The sequence below is a fragment of the Phenylobacterium sp. NIBR 498073 genome (assembly GCF_027286305.1).
In the GTDB taxonomy this organism is placed as follows: domain Bacteria; phylum Pseudomonadota; class Alphaproteobacteria; order Caulobacterales; family Caulobacteraceae; genus Phenylobacterium.
Genome location: NZ_CP114599.1, coordinates 1,325,285 through 1,342,400, shown reverse-complemented (window position 1 = coordinate 1,342,400; position 17,116 = coordinate 1,325,285). Strand labels below are relative to the sequence as shown.

General features: G+C 66.1%; 18 protein-coding genes and 2 tRNA genes. 9 read left to right on the top strand and 11 right to left on the bottom strand.

The genetic code is table 11. The annotated features are described in order from the left end of the window. The first annotated feature begins 3 nt into the window (after positions 1–3). Complete coding sequence (locus O4N75_RS06880; RefSeq protein ID WP_269628611.1) at positions 4–429, top strand: SufE family protein; 426 nt, start codon at positions 4–6, stop codon at positions 427–429. Positions 430–433: 4 nt separating this feature from the next. On the opposite strand, the gene O4N75_RS06875 is transcribed toward O4N75_RS06880, so the two are convergent. The 4 genes from O4N75_RS06875 to O4N75_RS06860 form a co-directional block, all read right to left on the bottom strand. Beyond that, entirely contained in the window at positions 434–925 is a 492-nt protein-coding gene (locus tag O4N75_RS06875; protein ID WP_269628610.1) for a PAS domain-containing protein, read from the bottom strand. A 296-nt stretch (positions 926–1,221) separates the two neighbouring features. Beyond that, a complete protein-coding gene (locus O4N75_RS06870; protein ID WP_056015959.1) occupies positions 1,222–1,644 on the bottom strand; it encodes a MucR family transcriptional regulator in 423 nt (140 codons plus the stop codon). Between the two features lie 221 nt (positions 1,645–1,865). Continuing rightward, entirely contained in the window at positions 1,866–3,077 is a 1,212-nt protein-coding gene (locus tag O4N75_RS06865; protein ID WP_269628609.1) for a DUF2336 domain-containing protein, read from the bottom strand. A 56-nt stretch (positions 3,078–3,133) separates the two neighbouring features. After that, the gene (locus tag O4N75_RS06860; RefSeq protein ID WP_269628608.1) at positions 3,134–4,018 is read right to left on the bottom strand and encodes a crotonase/enoyl-CoA hydratase family protein; all 885 of its coding nucleotides are present in this window, start codon (positions 4,016–4,018) and stop codon (positions 3,134–3,136) included. 140 nt (positions 4,019–4,158) lie between these two features. Here O4N75_RS06860 and O4N75_RS06855 point away from each other — a divergent pair, with 140 nt between their 5' ends. The 3 genes from O4N75_RS06855 to O4N75_RS06845 all read left to right on the top strand — a co-directional run bounded on the left by O4N75_RS06855 (position 4,159) and on the right by O4N75_RS06845 (position 6,957). Then, positions 4,159–5,697, top strand: coding sequence for an acyl-CoA synthetase (locus O4N75_RS06855; RefSeq protein WP_269628607.1), 1,539 nt, complete (start codon positions 4,159–4,161; stop codon positions 5,695–5,697). A gap of 130 nt (positions 5,698–5,827) precedes the next feature. Next, positions 5,828–6,472, top strand: coding sequence for a hypothetical protein (locus O4N75_RS06850; RefSeq protein ID WP_269628606.1), 645 nt, complete (start codon positions 5,828–5,830; stop codon positions 6,470–6,472). Further along, complete coding sequence (locus tag O4N75_RS06845) at positions 6,469–6,957, top strand: hypothetical protein (RefSeq protein ID WP_269628604.1); 489 nt, start codon at positions 6,469–6,471, stop codon at positions 6,955–6,957. The genes O4N75_RS06850 and O4N75_RS06845 overlap by 4 nt, the downstream gene beginning before the upstream one ends. A gap of 47 nt (positions 6,958–7,004) precedes the next feature. On the opposite strand, the gene O4N75_RS06840 is transcribed toward O4N75_RS06845, so the two are convergent. Next, on the bottom strand, positions 7,005–8,564 hold the full coding sequence (locus O4N75_RS06840; protein ID WP_269628603.1) for an aminoacyl--tRNA ligase-related protein: 1,560 nt from the start codon (positions 8,562–8,564) through the stop codon (positions 7,005–7,007). 102 nt (positions 8,565–8,666) lie between these two features. On the opposite strand from O4N75_RS06840, the gene O4N75_RS06835 reads away from it, so the two are divergent. Beyond that, positions 8,667–9,116, top strand: a complete 450-nt coding sequence (locus tag O4N75_RS06835) for a MaoC family dehydratase (RefSeq protein ID WP_269628602.1) — start codon at positions 8,667–8,669, stop codon at positions 9,114–9,116. 55 nt (positions 9,117–9,171) lie between these two features. Here the strand turns inward: O4N75_RS06835 and O4N75_RS06830 are convergent, their stop codons facing one another. Then, positions 9,172–9,996 carry a serine protease gene (locus tag O4N75_RS06830; RefSeq protein ID WP_269628601.1) on the bottom strand — a complete coding sequence of 275 codons (825 nt, stop codon included), beginning with the start codon at positions 9,994–9,996 and terminating at the stop codon, positions 9,172–9,174. A gap of 179 nt (positions 9,997–10,175) precedes the next feature. Here O4N75_RS06830 and O4N75_RS06825 point away from each other — a divergent pair, with 179 nt between their 5' ends. From O4N75_RS06825 to O4N75_RS06815, 3 genes are read left to right on the top strand one after another with little or no spacing between them, the layout of a single operon-like run. Then, entirely contained in the window at positions 10,176–10,661 is a 486-nt protein-coding gene (locus tag O4N75_RS06825) for a peroxiredoxin (protein WP_269628600.1), read from the top strand. Positions 10,662–10,700: 39 nt separating this feature from the next. Further along, entirely contained in the window at positions 10,701–12,785 is a 2,085-nt protein-coding gene (locus O4N75_RS06820; RefSeq protein ID WP_269628599.1) for a S9 family peptidase, read from the top strand. Continuing rightward, on the top strand, positions 12,782–13,327 hold the full coding sequence (locus O4N75_RS06815) for a GNAT family N-acetyltransferase (RefSeq protein ID WP_269629339.1): 546 nt from the start codon (positions 12,782–12,784) through the stop codon (positions 13,325–13,327). Before O4N75_RS06820 ends, O4N75_RS06815 begins: the two co-directional genes overlap by 4 nt. A gap of 17 nt (positions 13,328–13,344) precedes the next feature. Here the strand turns inward: O4N75_RS06815 and O4N75_RS06810 are convergent, their stop codons facing one another. Together O4N75_RS06810 and O4N75_RS06805 are read right to left on the bottom strand one after the other, a co-directional pair. Beyond that, positions 13,345–13,626 carry a hypothetical protein gene (locus O4N75_RS06810; RefSeq protein WP_269628598.1) on the bottom strand — a complete coding sequence of 94 codons (282 nt, stop codon included), beginning with the start codon at positions 13,624–13,626 and terminating at the stop codon, positions 13,345–13,347. Between the two features lie 230 nt (positions 13,627–13,856). Then, a tRNA-Gln gene (locus O4N75_RS06805) sits at positions 13,857–13,930 on the bottom strand. 144 nt (positions 13,931–14,074) lie between these two features. Here O4N75_RS06805 and O4N75_RS06800 point away from each other — a divergent pair. Continuing rightward, positions 14,075–14,151: transfer RNA gene (locus O4N75_RS06800), tRNA-Pro, on the top strand. A gap of 620 nt (positions 14,152–14,771) precedes the next feature. Here O4N75_RS06800 and O4N75_RS06795 read toward each other — a convergent pair. Genes O4N75_RS06795 through O4N75_RS06785 form a run of 3 tightly spaced genes read right to left on the bottom strand, consistent with a single transcriptional unit; the run spans position 14,772 to position 17,061 of the window. Further along, positions 14,772–16,361, bottom strand: a complete 1,590-nt coding sequence (locus O4N75_RS06795) for a recombinase family protein (RefSeq protein WP_269628597.1) — start codon at positions 16,359–16,361, stop codon at positions 14,772–14,774. After that, entirely contained in the window at positions 16,358–16,789 is a 432-nt protein-coding gene (locus O4N75_RS06790; protein WP_269628596.1) for a DUF2924 domain-containing protein, read from the bottom strand. The genes O4N75_RS06795 and O4N75_RS06790 overlap by 4 nt, the downstream gene beginning before the upstream one ends. Beyond that, complete coding sequence (locus tag O4N75_RS06785) at positions 16,786–17,061, bottom strand: DUF3489 domain-containing protein (RefSeq protein ID WP_269628595.1); 276 nt, start codon at positions 17,059–17,061, stop codon at positions 16,786–16,788. Before O4N75_RS06785 ends, O4N75_RS06790 begins: the two co-directional genes overlap by 4 nt. Between the last annotated feature and the right edge of the window lie 55 nt (positions 17,062–17,116).

Sequence of the window (17,116 nt, the reverse complement as noted above, 5' to 3'; positions counted from 1 at the left end):
GCTATGAATACGATCGACGACGCCCTGGCCGACCTGGTCGAAGAGTTCGACCTTCTTGGCGACTGGGAAGAGCGCTATCGCTATGTGATCGAGCTGGGCCGCGACTTGGCGCCGCTCTCCGACAGCGAACGCAGCGAGGCGAACAAGGTACGCGGCTGCGCCAGCCAAGTCTGGCTGGTGACCGAACCCCAGGCCGACGGGGCGGTGATGTTCCGCGGCGATTCCGACGCCCATATCGTGCGCGGCCTGATCGCGGTGCTGCTGCGGCTGTTCTCCGGGCGCCGCCCCGACGAGATCGTCGCCTTCGATGTGAAGTCGGCGTTCGACAGGCTCGGCCTGGCCGGACATCTGTCGGCTCAGCGTTCCAACGGACTGGCCTCGATGGCGGCCCGGATTCACCGCGACGCCGAGGCGCTGACCGCGGCCTGACGGTTCAGGCGGCGCGGATGCCGCTGGCGAACGTGTCGCCCTGCACGCCGACCACCGCGTCGTAGCCGAGGATCATGTCGACGTCGGCGCCGTTCGAGGCCAACGGCAGGCGCAACCAGAGGATCGAGATGTGCGCGGCGCCGCGCCAAGCCAGGCTGTGCACGCCCACCGACGGCCGGCGTTCTTCGACGACCTTGGTCAGTTCGCGCCGCCAGTAGTCCGCGGCGGTGGCGCTGTAGGCCTCGGCCAGGGTGCGCCCGGTGATCTCGCGACCATAGACTCCGTACAGCCCGGTGCCGGCCAGCCGCAGGCGGAATTCCAGCGGGTTGCGATGCACGTCGATCAGACTGATTGTCGGCAGCAGTCGCTTGAAATCATCGGGATGGATGTCGTCGCGACCTGGCAGGCGCCCGCTGCGCCGCAACCCGGCCCAGTAGGCGTACAGCTCCTCGTGTGCGCGCGCGGCCGCCGCCGAAGCCCCCATCTGTGCGGCCATATTCAGATTCCTTAACAACCCCTTGGAATCGCGACGAATCACTTATCGCCCAGAGGGTGATTCTCGGGCAAGGGGAAATCCTAATTCCCGGAAAGAATTCGGGCCGAAAGGTGGCGCAGCTTGACCTTGAGCGGCAGCGCCGGCGCCCCTCGCGGCCTCGGCGCGGCAGTCAACCGGGCGCCCCCGGCCTGGAGCAGAAATCAGGCCACCCGTCGCGTAACACCAACCCCTGCGGGGCAACAAAAAACGCCCGCCTGAAAAGGCGGGCGTCTTCGCATCTCGAATTCGGGGCGGCTCTACTTGGAGCGCTTGCGCGGCGCCTGACGGCCGCCCTGCCCCAAGCCCATTTGCTTGGCCAGATCCGAGCGCGCCTTGGCGTAGTTCGGCGCAACCATCGGGTAGTCCTTCGGAAGACCCCACTTCGCGCGGTATTCTTCGGGGCTCATGTTGTACTTGGTGCGCAGGTGACGCTTCAGCGACTTGAACTTGCGACCGTCTTCCAGGCAGACCAGATGATCGGGCGTGATCGACCGGCGCACAGGCACGGCCGGCTCCTTCGGCGCGACTTCCTGAACGTCTGAACCGGTGGAAATACCCGCCAGAGCCCGATGGACGCTCTGGATCAGGTTGGGAAGATCGGCCGCAGCCACCGAATTGTTCCCGACATAAGCGGAAACAATATCCGCCGTCATCTCAATGACTTCCGACTTCTCGTCCATATTTCTCGGTTCCGTGAGTGCGGGTGCACCAAGTTGGGGGATGACTGATTCACGACATCAGTGGACGCGTTAATATCTGGAACCCAACTGAAGCACAAGCAAACAATACGCCGCTGTTCTTCAACGAACACGATCATCGTTAAGTTTAGCTGTCACGATGCACCGATCGGTTGTGCAACACCTACTATTGCAGCGCGGCAATGCGTCGCAACCTGTAGTGCTCAGCGTCCAAAATCCTTGGAAAACGCCAGCATGGCGGCCTTCTGCGGAGCTGAGTATTCGTCAAATCCGTCTTCGTCGCCATCGCGGATTGCGCGTAGCAGAGCTGGCGTCAGCGCCGAGGTCAGAGACCAGTTCCAATACCTGAGCACCGTCTGCGCCCGGTCGACCGCGATCATGTCGTAGACCAGTATCGCACGTTCCAACGCGCCGGATGGCGAGCCGTCCGCCTCGGTCTCCTCGCGTTTGAGACCGCGCCACAGCGCCCGAATCGCGGACTTCGGCAGGCCCGTGGCCTTGCAGAGGATCGCCAGCGGCTCGCCGCCGCTGTCGGTGAAGATTTTGGCGCCCGTCATCGGCTTGAGGCCCGACAGGTACGAGATCTCCTCGGCCACTTCACGCGACAGACCGTCAGCTGCAGCGGCGACCGCCGCTTCCAGATTGTCGTAGGGGCTACGATCGACGGCCGCGCGGTTGCGCTGGCGCCGCTCGATGAACTGCAGCGCCTTGCGCGACAACGGCTCCTGCCAGTGCTCGGCTGCAGCCATCGCAAAGATGTCGCTGGTCGCCTCCTGCAGCACCTCGCGGGAGACCGCGAAACGCTGGAGGATCGCCCGGCGCGCTTCGGCGTCGGCCCACCAGAACAGCACATAGGCGTGCGCGGGGCGCAGTTCGGGCCGGCGCAGCAGCATGCTGGTCAACCGCGGGTCGCCACGGGTCAGGGCCACGACCGCCTCGATGCCGCCCGTCGAGAGCTTCGCCTCGTCGTTCTTCAGCAGACATTCGAGCACCAGCACTTCGCCGAATTCGATCAGCACGTCGCACACGACCTCGCTGACCCCCCGGCGCAGGGCGATCAGCCGCCGATGTTCGAGATTCATCAACCGCGCGCAGTCGAGCAGGTCGGCGTCCGACAGCGTGGCGGCGTTGAGCAGGAGCTCTTCGGCGACGTCCACCTCGTCGCGCAGCAGCAGCCGCGCCAGGGTGGCCGGTATCTCAGCCAGGCCGGATATCCGGTGCGCGACTTTCTTGCGCTCCGCCGGCTCGGCCTCGCGTAGCATGTCGGCCAGCAGGTCTGCGGTCATCGCCCGCTCGAAGGCGTTGATCCGCGACAGCGGCAGGCAGACGACGTCCGCCAGCCGTTTGAGCAGGTTCGCCCGCGCCCGCGAGGCGGGCGGGGCGTCGAGTTCGGTCATCGGCGTCGGCAGGTTCATGCGGGGTCCCGGCGAATACCCGCCGCTATCGAATCACACTGCGCTTAACCGTGTGTTCACTTGAAGGTCGGCGCGGACCACTGTTCCCAGATGTTCGGCAGGTCGCTGGAGACCTTGTTCGGGAACGACGGCGGGCGCTTCTCAAGGAACGACATCACCCCTTCGCGGGCATCGGCCATGGCCCCGCGGGTCTGGATGCCGCGGCTGTCGGCCTGATGCGCCTCCATGGGATGGGCCGCTCCCGCCATTCGCCACAGCAGTTGCCGGGTCAGGGCGATGGAGACGGGGGCGGTGTTGTCGACAATCTCCCGCGCCAGCGCCTTGGCCGCCGGCAGCAATTCGTCCGGCGCATGCAGCGAACGCACCAGACCGCGGTCGAGGGCTTCCTGCGCCGGGAACACGCGGCCGGTATAGCACCACTCCAGCGCCGTCTGGACCCCGACCAGCCGCGGGAGGAACCAGGACGAGGCGGCTTCCGGGTTCAGGCCGCGGCGCGCGAACACCAGGCCAAAGCGGGCCTCGGTCGATGCCATGCGGATATCCATCGGCAGCTGCATGGTGACGCCGACGCCGACCGCCGGACCGTTGATCGCCCCGATCACCGGCTTGAGGCTGTCATAGATCCGCAGCGAGACCAGCCCCCCGCCGTCCCGCTGCACGCCCTGACGGGTGCGCGCAGCGCGATCCTCGCCGCCGCGCTTGTCGTAGTCGAAGGTCTCACCGCCGGCCGACAGGTCGGCCCCGGCGCAGAAGGCGCGGCCCGCCCCGGTGACGATCACAGCCTTCACCGCATCGTCGGCGTCAGTCACGTCGAACGCGGCGATCAGGTCCTTCATCATCTGCGTGTTGAAGGCGTTGAGCTTCTCCGGACGGTTGAGGGTGATCGTCGCCACCCCATCCTCGACGTCGTAGCCGAGGGTCTCGAAACTGTGCGTGGCCATCAGATCCTCCCTGAAATTTCGTTTAGTCCGCGCCGCTTGACGGACGGTCCGTCAAGGCCCGCATACTCGCCTTAACAACGATAACTTTGGGAGGACGGTCGAGACGCCGAAAGCGCCCCGGCCGCCGCAAGGAAGAGTACATGCATCCGGCCAATCACGCCCAGACCCACCCCGACCGCGCCGCCTTCGTGATGGCCGCAACGGGCGAAACCGTCACCTACAAGGAGCTCGACGACCGGTCGAACCAGGGCGCTCAACTCTTCCGGTCGCTGGGCCTGAAGACCGGCGACGTCATCGCCATCCTGATGGAGAACCACCCGCGGTTCTTCGAGATCGCCTGGGCCGCGCAACGAGCGGGCCTCTACTTCGCCTGCATCTCCTCGAAGCTGACGGCCGGCGAGATCGAGTACATCATGAAGGACTGCGAGGCGAAGGTCCTGATCACCTCGACCGGCGTCGGCGGCGTGGTCGACGAACTTCCGGCGCTGCTGCCGGGCGTGAAGCTGTTCATGGTCGGCCAGCCGCGCGCGCCCTACGAGAGCTTCGAGGCGGCGCGCGACGCCCAACCCGCGACGCCGATCCCTGACGGCAGCGCCGGCACGGACATGCTCTATTCGTCGGGCACCACCGGCCGGCCGAAGGGCATCAAGCCGCCGCTGACCGGCGCGCCGATCGACGCCCCAAACCCGCTGGCGATGATGGCCCAGGGGCTGTTCGGCTTTCAGAACGACAGCGTCTATCTCTCGCCCGCGCCGCTCTATCACGCCGCGCCCCTGCGCTGGTGCATGAGCGTCCACCGCCTGGGCGGCACGGTCGTGGTGATGGAGAAGTTCGACCCGGAAGACGCGCTGGGGCTGATCGAAAAGTACAAGATCGACGTCGGCCAGTTCGTGCCCACGCATTTCGTCCGGATGCTGAAACTGCCGCCTGAGGTGCGCGCCAAGTACGACGTCTCTTCGATGCGCTCGGCCGTCCACGCCGCCGCCCCCTGCCCGATCCCGGTCAAGGAGCAAATGATGACCTGGTGGGGGCCGGTCATCCACGAGTACTACGCCGGCAGCGAAGGCAACGGCTTCTGCTACATCGGCCCCCACGACTGGCTTGCCCATAAGGGATCGGTCGGGCGCGGCACGACCGCCGAAGTCAAGATCTGCGGCGAGGATGGCGAGCCCCTGCCTCCACGCAGCGAAGGCGTCGTCTATTTCGCCGGCGGCACGCCGCTGACCTATCACAACGCTCCGGACAAGGTAGCCGAGAACACCAACAAGTACGGCTGGACCACACTCGGCGACGTCGGCTGGCTGGACGAGGAGGGCTTCCTCTACCTGACCGACCGCAAGAGCTTCATGATCATTTCCGGCGGGGTGAACATCTATCCGCAGGAGCTTGAGAACCTGCTCATCACTCACCCGAAGGTCGCCGACGCCGCCGTGGTCGGCGGACCGCACGAGGAGATGGGCGAACAGGTCATCGCGGTGATTCAGCCGATCGACTGGGCAGCGGCGGGCGAGGACCTCAAGGCCGAACTGGCCGCCTTCTGCCGCGCCAACCTCAGCCACGTGAAGTCGCCGCGGGTCATCGACTTCATGCAGGAGCTGCCGCGCCACCCGACCGGCAAGCTCTACAAGCGCCTGATCCGCGACGCCTACTGGGGCAAGGAAGGCTCTCGGATCGTGTGAGGGGCGAGCGCCCATCGTAATGTTCTCATTTTGTTCTTGCCGCGCTTGCAATCTATGCGACAGTGACATCGGCGTCTGGCCTCGTGACCGGGGGACGCATCTTCGATGTTGAGATCGACAGGAACCCTGAATGACGACGATGCCGAAAGGGCAGCCGCGCTCCGTACCTGACCCGGAGGGCGAACTCTACGACGCCAACATGGCCGACCTTAGGAGGCGGCGAGAAGAGGCCGAAGCCGGGCGAACGAAGATCGCCCGGCCCAGTCTCGCGCAATCGTTCATTCCTGTGGTCGGTCCAGCCTGGGAGGCCGTTGCGGACTATCAGGACGGGAACTATGCGGGCGCGGCCTTCAATGGAGCGATGGCCATCGCTGACGTCCTGCCGATCGGGATCGCGGCGAAGGGTGTTCGAGCAGCGAGCAAGGGCATCGGAGTCGTGAGGAAGGGCTCGGTCACGGCGAAAGCCGCCGCCAATGAGATTCGGGCGAAGGGCTTGGCTGGCAAGGGGCAGGAGATTCATCACACGATTCCCTTGAAGGGCCTGAGCCGCACCGCCCAGGATCCTCGCAACCACTACGCGCTCCTCAAGGTGCTGCCGGTCGAGCAGCATCGTCGTTTGACCGGAAGTTGGAAGGGCAAGCCTCGCTACGATCCGGTACGTCGCGTTTGGTACGGCACCACCGACTGGCAGAAGGCGCTGCCCACAGCGATGGCGGCGAACCTCGCCGACGGCGTGCAGAACTTTGTTCAGCCGCGAGGGACACCGCGCCGATGAGCTCATCCGACGCTGACGCGATCACCTCTGATCTTGTCGATTTCAACTTCCCGGTGATTGGCTTCACGCCCGACCGAGAGATTTGGGGCTTTCCCGATCGAAGGTCGCTGACGACCTGCGGAAAGCTGACGCTGCGCGAGGGCAAATCGCTGGGGATGGAACTCATAGATGGCGACGGGCTTCGCTGCCGCGTCACGGCTATCCATGACAGAGGCCGGGCGCGCCCCCTTATTCCCTGGCTCATAGGGGCGATGCTGGCGGGCCCACAGTACAGGATCGAGTACAGTCTAGAGCGGCGTGAAAAGGCGACTCTGGATGAGGTGAAGGCTCGCGCCTGCGAGACGCTGGAGGCCTTTCCAGACGACTACTGCCTCTTCGATGAGCACGAGACGGTCCTGCTTCCACTGATGGCGCAAGTGCGCGCTGCCGGCAGTGTGGAAGATATTTTCAAACTTCTGGGCCCCGATACCTTTGAGGCCTACTGAGCTTCAAGATATCGGCGAGGCGACAACGCCTCGCCGATATTCCGGTCCTAGTACGAACGGCCGATCAAAATTTCCTCGACGCCCGGCGCGCCGGTGAAGACGCAGGGGCCGAAGCTGTCAGGCTGCTGGCTCGGCGCGTTGCGCAGGGTCAGCTTCAGCGCCTTGAGGCGCTCGACCACCTTGTCGAGCTCAGCGCCGGTCGGCCGGCTCCAGGGCGCGCGCACCCAGCCCTTGAAGGCCGAAGTCTCTTCGTCCTCGTCCGACAGCTGACCGAAGTACTCGGCGACCTGCTCGAAGCTGGTCAAGTCGCTGCGGATGTTGGCCTCGAGCCGGGCCTTGGCCTCGTCGAACAGCGACTGTTGGATTTCAGCCAGCAGCGCCGGCGCCTGGGCGACGAACTCATCGCGGGCCAGGGCCTGGGACTTCACCTTGTCGCCGTCGCGCAGCCGGTCGCGGCGCATGAAGCTGACCTGGCCGCCGGCCGCATCGCGCGGACCAAGCTCGACGATCACCGGGGCCCCGCGGCGCACCCAATTCCAGCGCTTGTCGCTCGACTTCTGGTCCTTGACGTCCAGCAGGGCGCGGATCGGTTCGCCGAGCGCGACCTGGGCGCCCAGGTCCTTCACCAGCGCCTCGGCATAGGCCAGGACCTGAGCGTCCTCCTCCTTGCCCCGCAGCATCGGCACGATGACGATCTGACGCGGCGCGATGGCCGGCGGCAGGCGCAGGCCGTCGTCGTCGCCGTGGGTCATGATCACCCCGCCGATCATGCGGGTGGAGGTGCCCCAGCTGGAGGTGTGGCAGAACTCCATTTCGCCGCTGTCGCTCTGGTAGCGGATGTTCTGGGCCCGCGAAAAGCTGGTGCCCAGATAGTGCGACGTGCCGGCCTGCAGCGCCTTGCCGTCCTGCATCATGGCTTCGATCGAGAAGGTGTTGTCGGCGCCCGGGAAGCGCTCGTTCTCGGGCTTCTCGCCGGCCACCACCGGCATGGCCAAGACGTTCTCGGAAAACTCCCGGTACATCTCCAACGCCAGCAGGGTCGAGGCCAGCGCGTCCTCGCGCGTGGCGTGGGCGGTATGGCCCTCCTGCCAGAGGAACTCCGAGGTGCGCAGGAACAGGCGCGTGCGCATCTCCCAGCGGACGACGTTGGCCCACTGGTTGATCTTCAGCGGCAGGTCCCGATAGCTTTTCACCCAACGCGAGAAGGCGTCGCCGATGATCGTTTCCGACGTCGGACGAACGATCAGCGGCTCCTCCAGCTTCGCCTCCGGATCGGGCTGCAGCTTGCCGTCGATGCTTTTCAGGCGATGGTGCGTCACCACCGCCATCTCCTTGGCGAATCCGTCGACGTGCTCGGCCTCCTTGGCGAAGAAGCCCAGCGGGATGAACAGCGGGAAGTAGGCGTTGTCGACGCCCATCTCCTTGATGCGCCGGTCCATGGTCTGCTGGATCCGTTCCCAGACACCATAGCCCCACGGCTTGATGATCATGGAGCCGCGCACAGGGCTGGATTCAGCCATGTCCGCCTCGCGGACGATCGCCTGATACCAGTCGGGGAAGGTCGACTTGTTGCCGGTCATCCGGCTGACGCTGAGAGCTCGTTGCATACGGCGCTCTTTAATGTCCCTGGCGGCGGCGTAAAGGCGTTGCGAGCGCCCAGACAGGTGCTAGACCTCGAACATCTGTTTCAATTGATTTGGGAGCAAACGATGAACCCGGTGGAGTTCAAGGATCTGCCCGGCCTGGTCGGTCAGGAAGTCGGCGTGTCGGACTGGGTGGAAATCACCCAAGAGCGGGTCAACCAATTCGCCGAAGCCACCGGCGACCATCAGTGGATCCACGTCGACGTCGAGCGCGCGACCAAGGAAATCGGCGGCCCGATCGCCCACGGCTACCTGACCCTGTCGCTGATCCCGTTCCTGGGCGCCGGCATGCTGCCGATCAAGGGCGTGACCCGCGGCATCAACTACGGTTCGGATAAGGTCCGCTTCATCAACATGGTCCGCGTCGGCAAGCGCGTGCGCATGCGCCAGAAGCTGATCGGCGCCGAAGCCAAGGCCGGCGGCATGCAGCTGAAGAACGAGTGCACCATCGAGATCGAAGGCGAGACCAAGCCCGCCTGCATCGCCGAGACCATCTCGGTGGTCTACGGCGCCTAAGCGCACGGCCGATCGAAATGAAGACGCCGCCCGTCTCCGAGACGGGCGGCGTTTTTTATTGCGGCGAGACCGCTTCTTCCGCCGAGGCCGCGCGAGCGCCTGTCATCGGCTCGACCCGGGCGACGGTGATCGGCGCGTGGGGGTCGTCCATCAGCGTGATGGTCTCGCGGATGAACTTGGCGTGAGTGACGATGCCGATCTCGAGCCGCTCGTTGTTCAGTTCGACCTGCTGGGTCAGCAGGCCGGCGATGAACTGAACATCCTCGCCGGCGTCGACCGCGCCCACCCGCCGATGAGCGGCTTGCGACATGAACACCGGCCCGCCCGAGTTGCCCGGGAAGACAGTGAAGTCCAGCAAGAAGGTCGGGAACACCTGAGCCGGCGCCACCGGGAACGAGGCGACCCGCCCCGAGCGCAGGATCGGGAAACCCGCCTGGTTCGCCGCCAGACCGCGCGGAAAGCCCAGCGCCATCATCTCGTCGCCGGCGCCGATATGGTTGGACTGAAAGGTGTCGTCGCCAGCCAGCCATTGCAGGGGAATGGCCGACTTGGCGAACGCCTCCGGCGCCGTGATCGAGATAGCCGCCACGTCCCGCGACGGGTGCTTGGTCCACAGCTGGACGCCGTTGGCGTCGCGAATCTTTAGCGTCTGGGGCGAATAGCTCCAGCTGCCGTCCGGATTGGAGACGCGATAGCCGATCCGCGCCTCGGCCCCCGGCATCTTGGCCAGGACGTGGTTGGCCGTCACCAGCACCGTGCGCGGCGCGCCGTCCGGCCCGGTCTCGGCGATGAGGAACCCGGTGCCGACCGTGCGCGTTCCATCGCCCAACGGCTGCTCCAACTGGACGGTCGCGTGTATCAGCTCGACTGCAAGATCCAAGGCATTCGCCCCTAGAAACTAAAGAACTCGTACGCTCCCCGATGAGCGCTACTTAGTTAAGAACGCCGTTAGCGGAAAGGCCGCTCGGCCGCGCCCGATTGCCGCGCGGCGCCTCTGTGCGTGATTAAGCGGCAGGTAGGGTGACGGGTGCAAGGCTCGCACGGAGAGTTGAGCCGAGCATGTCGATGCGTACCTTCGCCGGACGGCGAATTCCCCCCGCTTCCCTCGCAGAGCTGCAGAACGGCGGGCTGTCGCTGCTGTCGACCGAGCGGCTGTTCGCGGGCAAGCGCGCCATCGTCATGGGCATGCCCGGCGCCTTCAGCCCGACCTGCGCCCAGAAGCACCTCCCCGACTATATCGCCAATGCCGAGCGATTGCGGTCGGCCGGCTTCCAACTGCTGACCTGCATCACGCCGAACGACCCTTGGGTCATGGAGCGCTGGGCGCAGGAACTCGACCCTGATCGCAAGATCCGCTTCCTCTCCGACGGAAACCTCGAACTGACCCGCAAGCTCGGCCTCAGCGTCCGGGCCGACAGCTTCCATCTGGGCGAGCGCAGCGCGCGCTACACGATGATCCTGAGGGACGCGGTGATCGAGAAGCTGGCGGTCGAGAACACCATCGAGGAATTCGCCTGCACAGCGGTGGACGCGGTCTTGCTCTAACCCTTGAGACGCGGCCCGCGGCGGCGCATGTAGCTGGCCATGAGCGCTCTCAAGCCCCCCGCCGCCGCCCGCCGCCCGAAGGTCATCGAACAACTCGGGCGCACCCGCACCGACGACTACGCCTGGATGAAGGACGACAACTGGCGCGAGGTGCTGCGCGACCCCAAGGTCCTGCAGGCGGACATCCGCGAGCACCTGGAAGCCGAGAACGCCTACACCAAGGCGTTGCTCGAAAAGACCGATGCCCTGCAGGCCCAGCTGTTCGCCGAGATGAAGGGCCGCATCAAGGAGGACGACTCCAGCGTCCCGGCCGCCGACGGCCCTTGGGAATACTACGCCCGCTACGAGATCGGCGCCGAGCACCCGGTCCATGGCCGCCGGCCGCGCGGCCAGACCTCCGGCGAACAGGTGCTGCTGGACGAGGACGCCCTCGCCAAGGGTAAGGCCTTCTTCCAAGTCGGCGCGGCCAGCCACAGCCCCGACCACAAGCTCTACGCCTGGGCGGCCGACGAGCAGGGCTCGGAGTACTATACGATCCGGGTCAAGGACCTGGAGAGCGGCCAGACCCTCGATCACGCGATCGACAGCGCCTATGGCTCTTTCGCCTTCTCACCTGACAGCCAATGGATCTTCTGGATCTGGCGCGATGAGAACGCACGGCCCTCGAAGGTCTTCCGCCGCCCGGCCCGTGGCGGCGAGGACGTCCTGGTCTACGAGGAGGCCGACGAGGGCATGTTCCTAGGCGTGGGCGTCGCCTCCGACCGCAGCCACATCCTGATCCATGTCGGCAACCAGGAGACCACTGAGCTTTGGCTCATCCCGGCGGCCGACCCGACCGCCGCGCCCGTAGTCGCCGAGCCCCGCCAGGAAGGCGTGAAGTACGAACTCGACCACTGGACCGACCGCTGGGTGATCCGCACCAACGCCGACGGCGCGGTGGACTTCAAACTCGCCCAGTCGGCCGCGCCGGTCCCGGCCCGCTCGACCTGGACCGACTTCGTCGCACACGAGCCCGGCCGCTTCATCACCGGCTTCGCCGCCTTCGCCGGCTTCCTCGCGCGGCTGGAACGCGTGAACGCCAATGACCGCATCGTGGTCATGGCCCGCGACGGCGTCAGCCACGAGATCGCCTTCGACGAGGAAGCCTATGCGCTCTCGCTGGAGAGCGGGCTGGAGTACGACACCGCCCTGACCCGTTTCGTCTACCAGTCGCCGACCACGCCGCGGCAGTGGTTCGACTACGACATGGCGACCCGCGAACGAACCCTGCGCAAGACCCAGGAGATCCCCTCCGGCCACGATCCGGCCCGCTATGTCGCGCGCCGTCTCTACGCCACGGCCCATGACGGCGCCCAGGTGCCGATCACGGTGCTGATGCTCAAGGACACGCCGCTCGACGGCTCGGCGCCGCTGCTGCTCTACGGCTACGGCTCCTACGGCCACGCCATGGAGCCGACCTTCTCGATCCGCAACCTCAGCCTCGTGGACCGCGGCTGGATCTGGGCGGTGGCGCATGTCCGCGGCGGCTCGGACAAGGGCTGGGGCTGGTTCCTCGACGGCCGCAAGGAGAAGAAGACCAACACCTTCACCGACTTCATCGCCTGCGCCGAGCATCTGAGCGCCAACGGCTACGGCAAGGCCGGCCGGATGGTCGCCTATGGTGGCTCGGCCGGCGGCATGCTGATGGGCGCGGTGGTGAACATGCGTCCAGACCTCTGGAGCGGCATCATCGCCGCCGTGCCGTTCGTCGACGTGCTCAACACCATGAGCGACACCACCCTGCCCCTGACCCCGCCGGAATGGCCAGAGTGGGGCAATCCGCTGGAAGACGCCGAGGCCTACGACCGCATCGCCGGTTACAGCCCCTACGATCAGGTCGCCGCCAAGCCCTATCCGCCGATCCTGGCCACCGGCGGGCTCAGCGATCCGCGCGTGACCTATTGGGAGCCGCAGAAGTGGGTCGCCAAGCTGCGCGACAATACGACCGGCGATGCTCCGATCCTGCTCAAGATCAATATGGAGGCCGGCCACGGCGGGGCCTCGGGCCGTTTCGACTTCCTCAAGGAGATCGCGCTCGACTACGCCTTCGCGATCTGGGCGCAGGAACGGGGTTGGGAACAGTGATCGTCAGGGCTTCGACGACGGAGGACGCTACCGCGCTGGCCGAGATCTACGGCCATCACGTGCTGAACGGCTTCGGGACCTTCGAGGAGGTCCCGCCGAGCGTCCAGGACATGGCCGCCCGCCGTCAGGCCATCGTCGAGCGCGGCCTGCCCTATATGGTCGCCGAGGACGCCGGCCGCGTGCTCGGCTTCGCCTATGCCGGCCCGTTCCGGCCGCGAGCCGCCTATCGCTACACGGTCGAGGACAGCGTCTACATCGCGCCCGACGCGCTCGGCCGCGGGGTCGGCAGGGCGGTGCTGGGCGCTGTGATCGACGCCTGCGAGGCTTTCGGCATCCGCCAGGTGGTCGCGGTGATCGGCGACTCCGAGAACGCCGGCTCGATCGGCCTGCACCGCTCGCTTGGGTTCGAGCACGCCGGCGTCGGCAAGGGCTTGGGCTGGAAGAAGGGGCGCTGGGTCGACATCGTCTGGATGCGCAAGGCGCTGAACGGCGGCGACGCCAGCGCGCCCGACGCCGCCGGCATGGTCCTGGGCGGGGCCTAGAGCGCCGCCAGAGGCGGTCAGACCAGGGCGATGCGGTGGGCGGCCGCGACTTGCCCCAACGCCGCCTGCATCGACGGCGTCGGCTTGACCGGAGCCGGCAACCCGGACGTGGCGGCCGGCCGTCCCATTTCGCCCACGAATCCCTCGAAGTCGCCGCCGCGGGTCATCACCAGGCAGCAGGCGCCGGCCGACGATTCGACGACGAAGCCGTGCGGCACGCCCTTTGAGCCGACCACCGTCTCCCCAGCATGGACGATGCCATCGGCGCTCGGCGCGAGGTCGTGCTCGGGCTGCCGCATTTCCAGAGCGTGGCGCTGGCCGTGGGGCGCAGCGACCTGATCGCCGCCCTGCCCGTCCAGTACGCACGCGCCGTTGCCGAGGGGACGGGCCTGGAGCTCTTCCAGCTGCCGATCCCCAGCCCCGCGCGGGAGGTGCGATGTACTGGCACAGCCGCCACGACAAGCCTCCGCCCCACGCGCGGATCCGGCGCGCGGTCGCCGAGGCGGTCGCTGAACTTAAGGGGGAGAAGTGGCTGGGGAACTAGGACTCGAACCTAGAATGACGGTACCAAAAACCGCAGTGTTACCATTACACCATTCCCCAGCAGGAACGGCTCGGAGGAACGTGTCCCCCGCGGCGAGGGCGTGGAGATAGCCCAACAGTTCGCCGGATGCAACGCCCCAAAAAAGGTCTTTCTGACCCGCTTGCGGTCTCGAAAGATCGCCTCTATAAGGCGCCCTCCCAAGTCGGAGTGTGGCTCAGTCTGGTAGAGCACCGCGTTCGGGACGCGGGGGTCGCAGGTTCGAATCCTGCCACTCCGACCAACAAGTCTTCTGGGGTACGGCGCCTCCCGAGCGCCCCCGAAATTCTCACGACAATTCCGCCACTTGACGCCTATTGGCGCCATGGTTCTGGCTCTCCGAGAGCCGGATTTCGGGTCGATAGGCCCGATTTCGAGGCCTTCTCTCTGGGCGCATTCCAGAAGTGTAGGTTTCGGTCGGGGTCGCGAATCCGGCGCGCCGATGGGGCGTTATCGGAAGCGCATCAGGCGGGTGTGCAACATTCGCATCCTCAATCTGCGACCATTCATTCCCCCGCTAACACGGGGTGATTTCCCGCCCCTAGAATACCCTCGAGAAGTCCGCCGGTTAGGCGGGCTAAGGCCGATGCGCGTGGCTCTCTGAGAGCCCCTCACCGCGCGATGCGGGGCCTATTGCCCCGCCTCTCTCTCGGCCCATTCCATAAGTGTACCTTTCGCCGCGCGGGGGAGAATTCACTGCTAACAGCGAATTCAACAGCGATATCCGGAAATTCGCCCGATCGAATCCGCGTCGCGTGTCGCGAGAAGCGCTTGCTCCTCAATGACTTCGCCCCGCGCTGGGCGCGAGGGCGAGGCTGAGAACAGCGATCTTCAGGCGCAGCTATGAGCGCAACAGCGGACTCCTCAGCTCGCTGCAAGCTCCCGGAACCGTTCGCGCTGCCGGCCCCAATCCAGCGGCAGCGGCTCGGCCGTTAGTGCACTCAGGGTCAGATTGCGGGGCTGGCGCCCCTCGAGGATTTCATCGATCAGGTCCGGGGCCAGATAGGCAAGCGGCAGAAGCCTCGTGGCGTAGTGGTTGCAGAGCCCTTCACGCCTGGCGAGGGACTTGATGGAATCCACCTGGCCGCTCTCTAGTTCGACCGCCCAGACGCGAGCAAGCGCAATGGCTCTGACCAGCGCCCGGTCGATTCTATCGGCGGGCGCCGCCGCTGCGCCCGGAGCCTGCAGCACGATCGCTCCACGACGCCGCATGAAGAAGGCGATGCGCAGGGTGGCGCAGCCGTCATCGTCGATCGGGACTGCCGACGCGCTGGTCGCCGCAGGGGACAAGGCGTCGGCAACGAGACGCACCGCGATCTGGTCCTCGCTAAGGGTCGCGCTCCTCAGTGCCGCGACAATGCGGTCGAGCAAGTCCTCGGCCGGCCTCCAGGCAGGCGCCAACATCGGGCCGATGCGCTCGGCGAGGAACTGCTCCAAGACGCCCGCCGGAATCCGATGCAGGCTCCCAGCCCGTCCTTGGCCGGTGAGGACCGGGCGACTTACATAGTAGCGATAGCGCCGGGCGACGCGCTTCGTATGAACCGGGACCATGAGGTTATCGCGGTCGTCGAAGATCAACCCCTCGAGCTTGGATGCTTCCCCGCGCTTTTCGGTCTTCGGTTGGCTGGCGTTGGTGGCCGCCAATCGGGTCTGCACAGCATCCCATAGTCCAGCGTCGATGATGGCCGGATGGGTGTCTTCGTACCGCTTTTCGTGGTGGCGAGTGATTCCGCGGTAGGCAGGATTGGTCAGCAGGTAGTGGAGCGCGCCACGTCCCATCATGCCGCCGCCGACCATTCGGCCGGATTTGTTGACCCAGCGCTTCGCTTCGACGCCCTCGCGTACCAGGTCCAGCAGCGTGCCCAGCTCCAGGTACCGCTGGAAGATTCGCTGCACCCGCGCGGCTTCGACCTTGTTCACCGCCAGCCGCCCATCCACGATGTCGTAGCCGAGCGGCGGCTGCCCCCCCATGCGCAGGCCCTTGGCCTTGGACGCGGCGACCTTGTCGCGGATGCGCTCGCCGGTCACCTCCCGCTCGAACTGGGCGAAGGAGAGCAGCACATTGAGCGTGAGGCGCCCCATGCTGGAGGTCGTGTTGAAGGCCTGGGTGACCGAAACGAAGGAGACACCCTTAGCGTCGAACAACTCGACGATCTTGGCGAAGTCGGCCAGCGAGCGGGTCAGGCGGTCGACCTTATAGACCACCACGACGTCGACCAGGCCGCGCTGGATGTCGGCCATGAGCTGCTGCAGACCAGGCCGATCCATAGAGCCGCCCGAGTAGCCACCGTCGTCGTAAGCCGTTTTGACGGCGTTCCAGCCCTCACCGGCTTGGGATAGCACATAGGCTTCGCAGGCCTCCCGCTGGGCATGCAGGCTGTTGAAGTTCTGCTCCAGCCCCTCCTCCGAGGACTTGCGGGTGTAGATGGCGCAACGCAGGCGCACGACGCTCATCGCCGCCGCTCTTTCAGGCCGAAGAACACCCTGCCGTTCCACTTCGTGCCTGTGATGTGCTGGGCGACCTCGCTCAAGGAGCCGAACCGCTGCCCCATGTAGCTAAACCCCTCCTCCAGCACCCAGACCTCGTGACGCACGCCGCGCCATTCCTTGATCAGGGTCGTGCCAGGTCTCAAGTTCGGACCGGGCGTGGGCGTGTAGCCACGGTCTTCGCGAAACCTTCGCGCCAGCTCGGCCATTCGGCGTTTTGACGACCCGGGCAAATCACCGTGGACGCGGATCTGCAGTCGATGCGCCAGAGCGAGCGCCATCAGCTCGCGTGTACGCAGCTTAGGTAATTCGCCGCCGAGCCGTTCGGTCCAGGCGGCACGCAACTCGGCAAGCGACAGCGCATCCAGCCCGGCCAGGTGGTCGCCGGCGCTCACGCGCCGGCTCCCTTCGCGATGCGATAGACCCGACCGCCTTCGGCCTTCTCCGACGTGACTTCGAAACCAAGCTTTTTCTTGATCGAGCGCGCGATGGCGCCACGCACTGAATGCGCCTGCCAGCCGGTCGCTGCCTGCATGGTCTCGAGCGTCGCGCCCTCCGAGCGCAGCAGCAGCGCCACCAGGGTCCCGAGCTTGCCCTTCGGGCCTCCGACGTCACCGGCTGCGCGCGCGGTCTCAGCGGACTGGGTCTTGGTCTTTGGCTTGGTCATACTCGCCTCCATTCATCGAGGCCGCCCATCGCGGTCCCCGTACTGAGACGAGCCC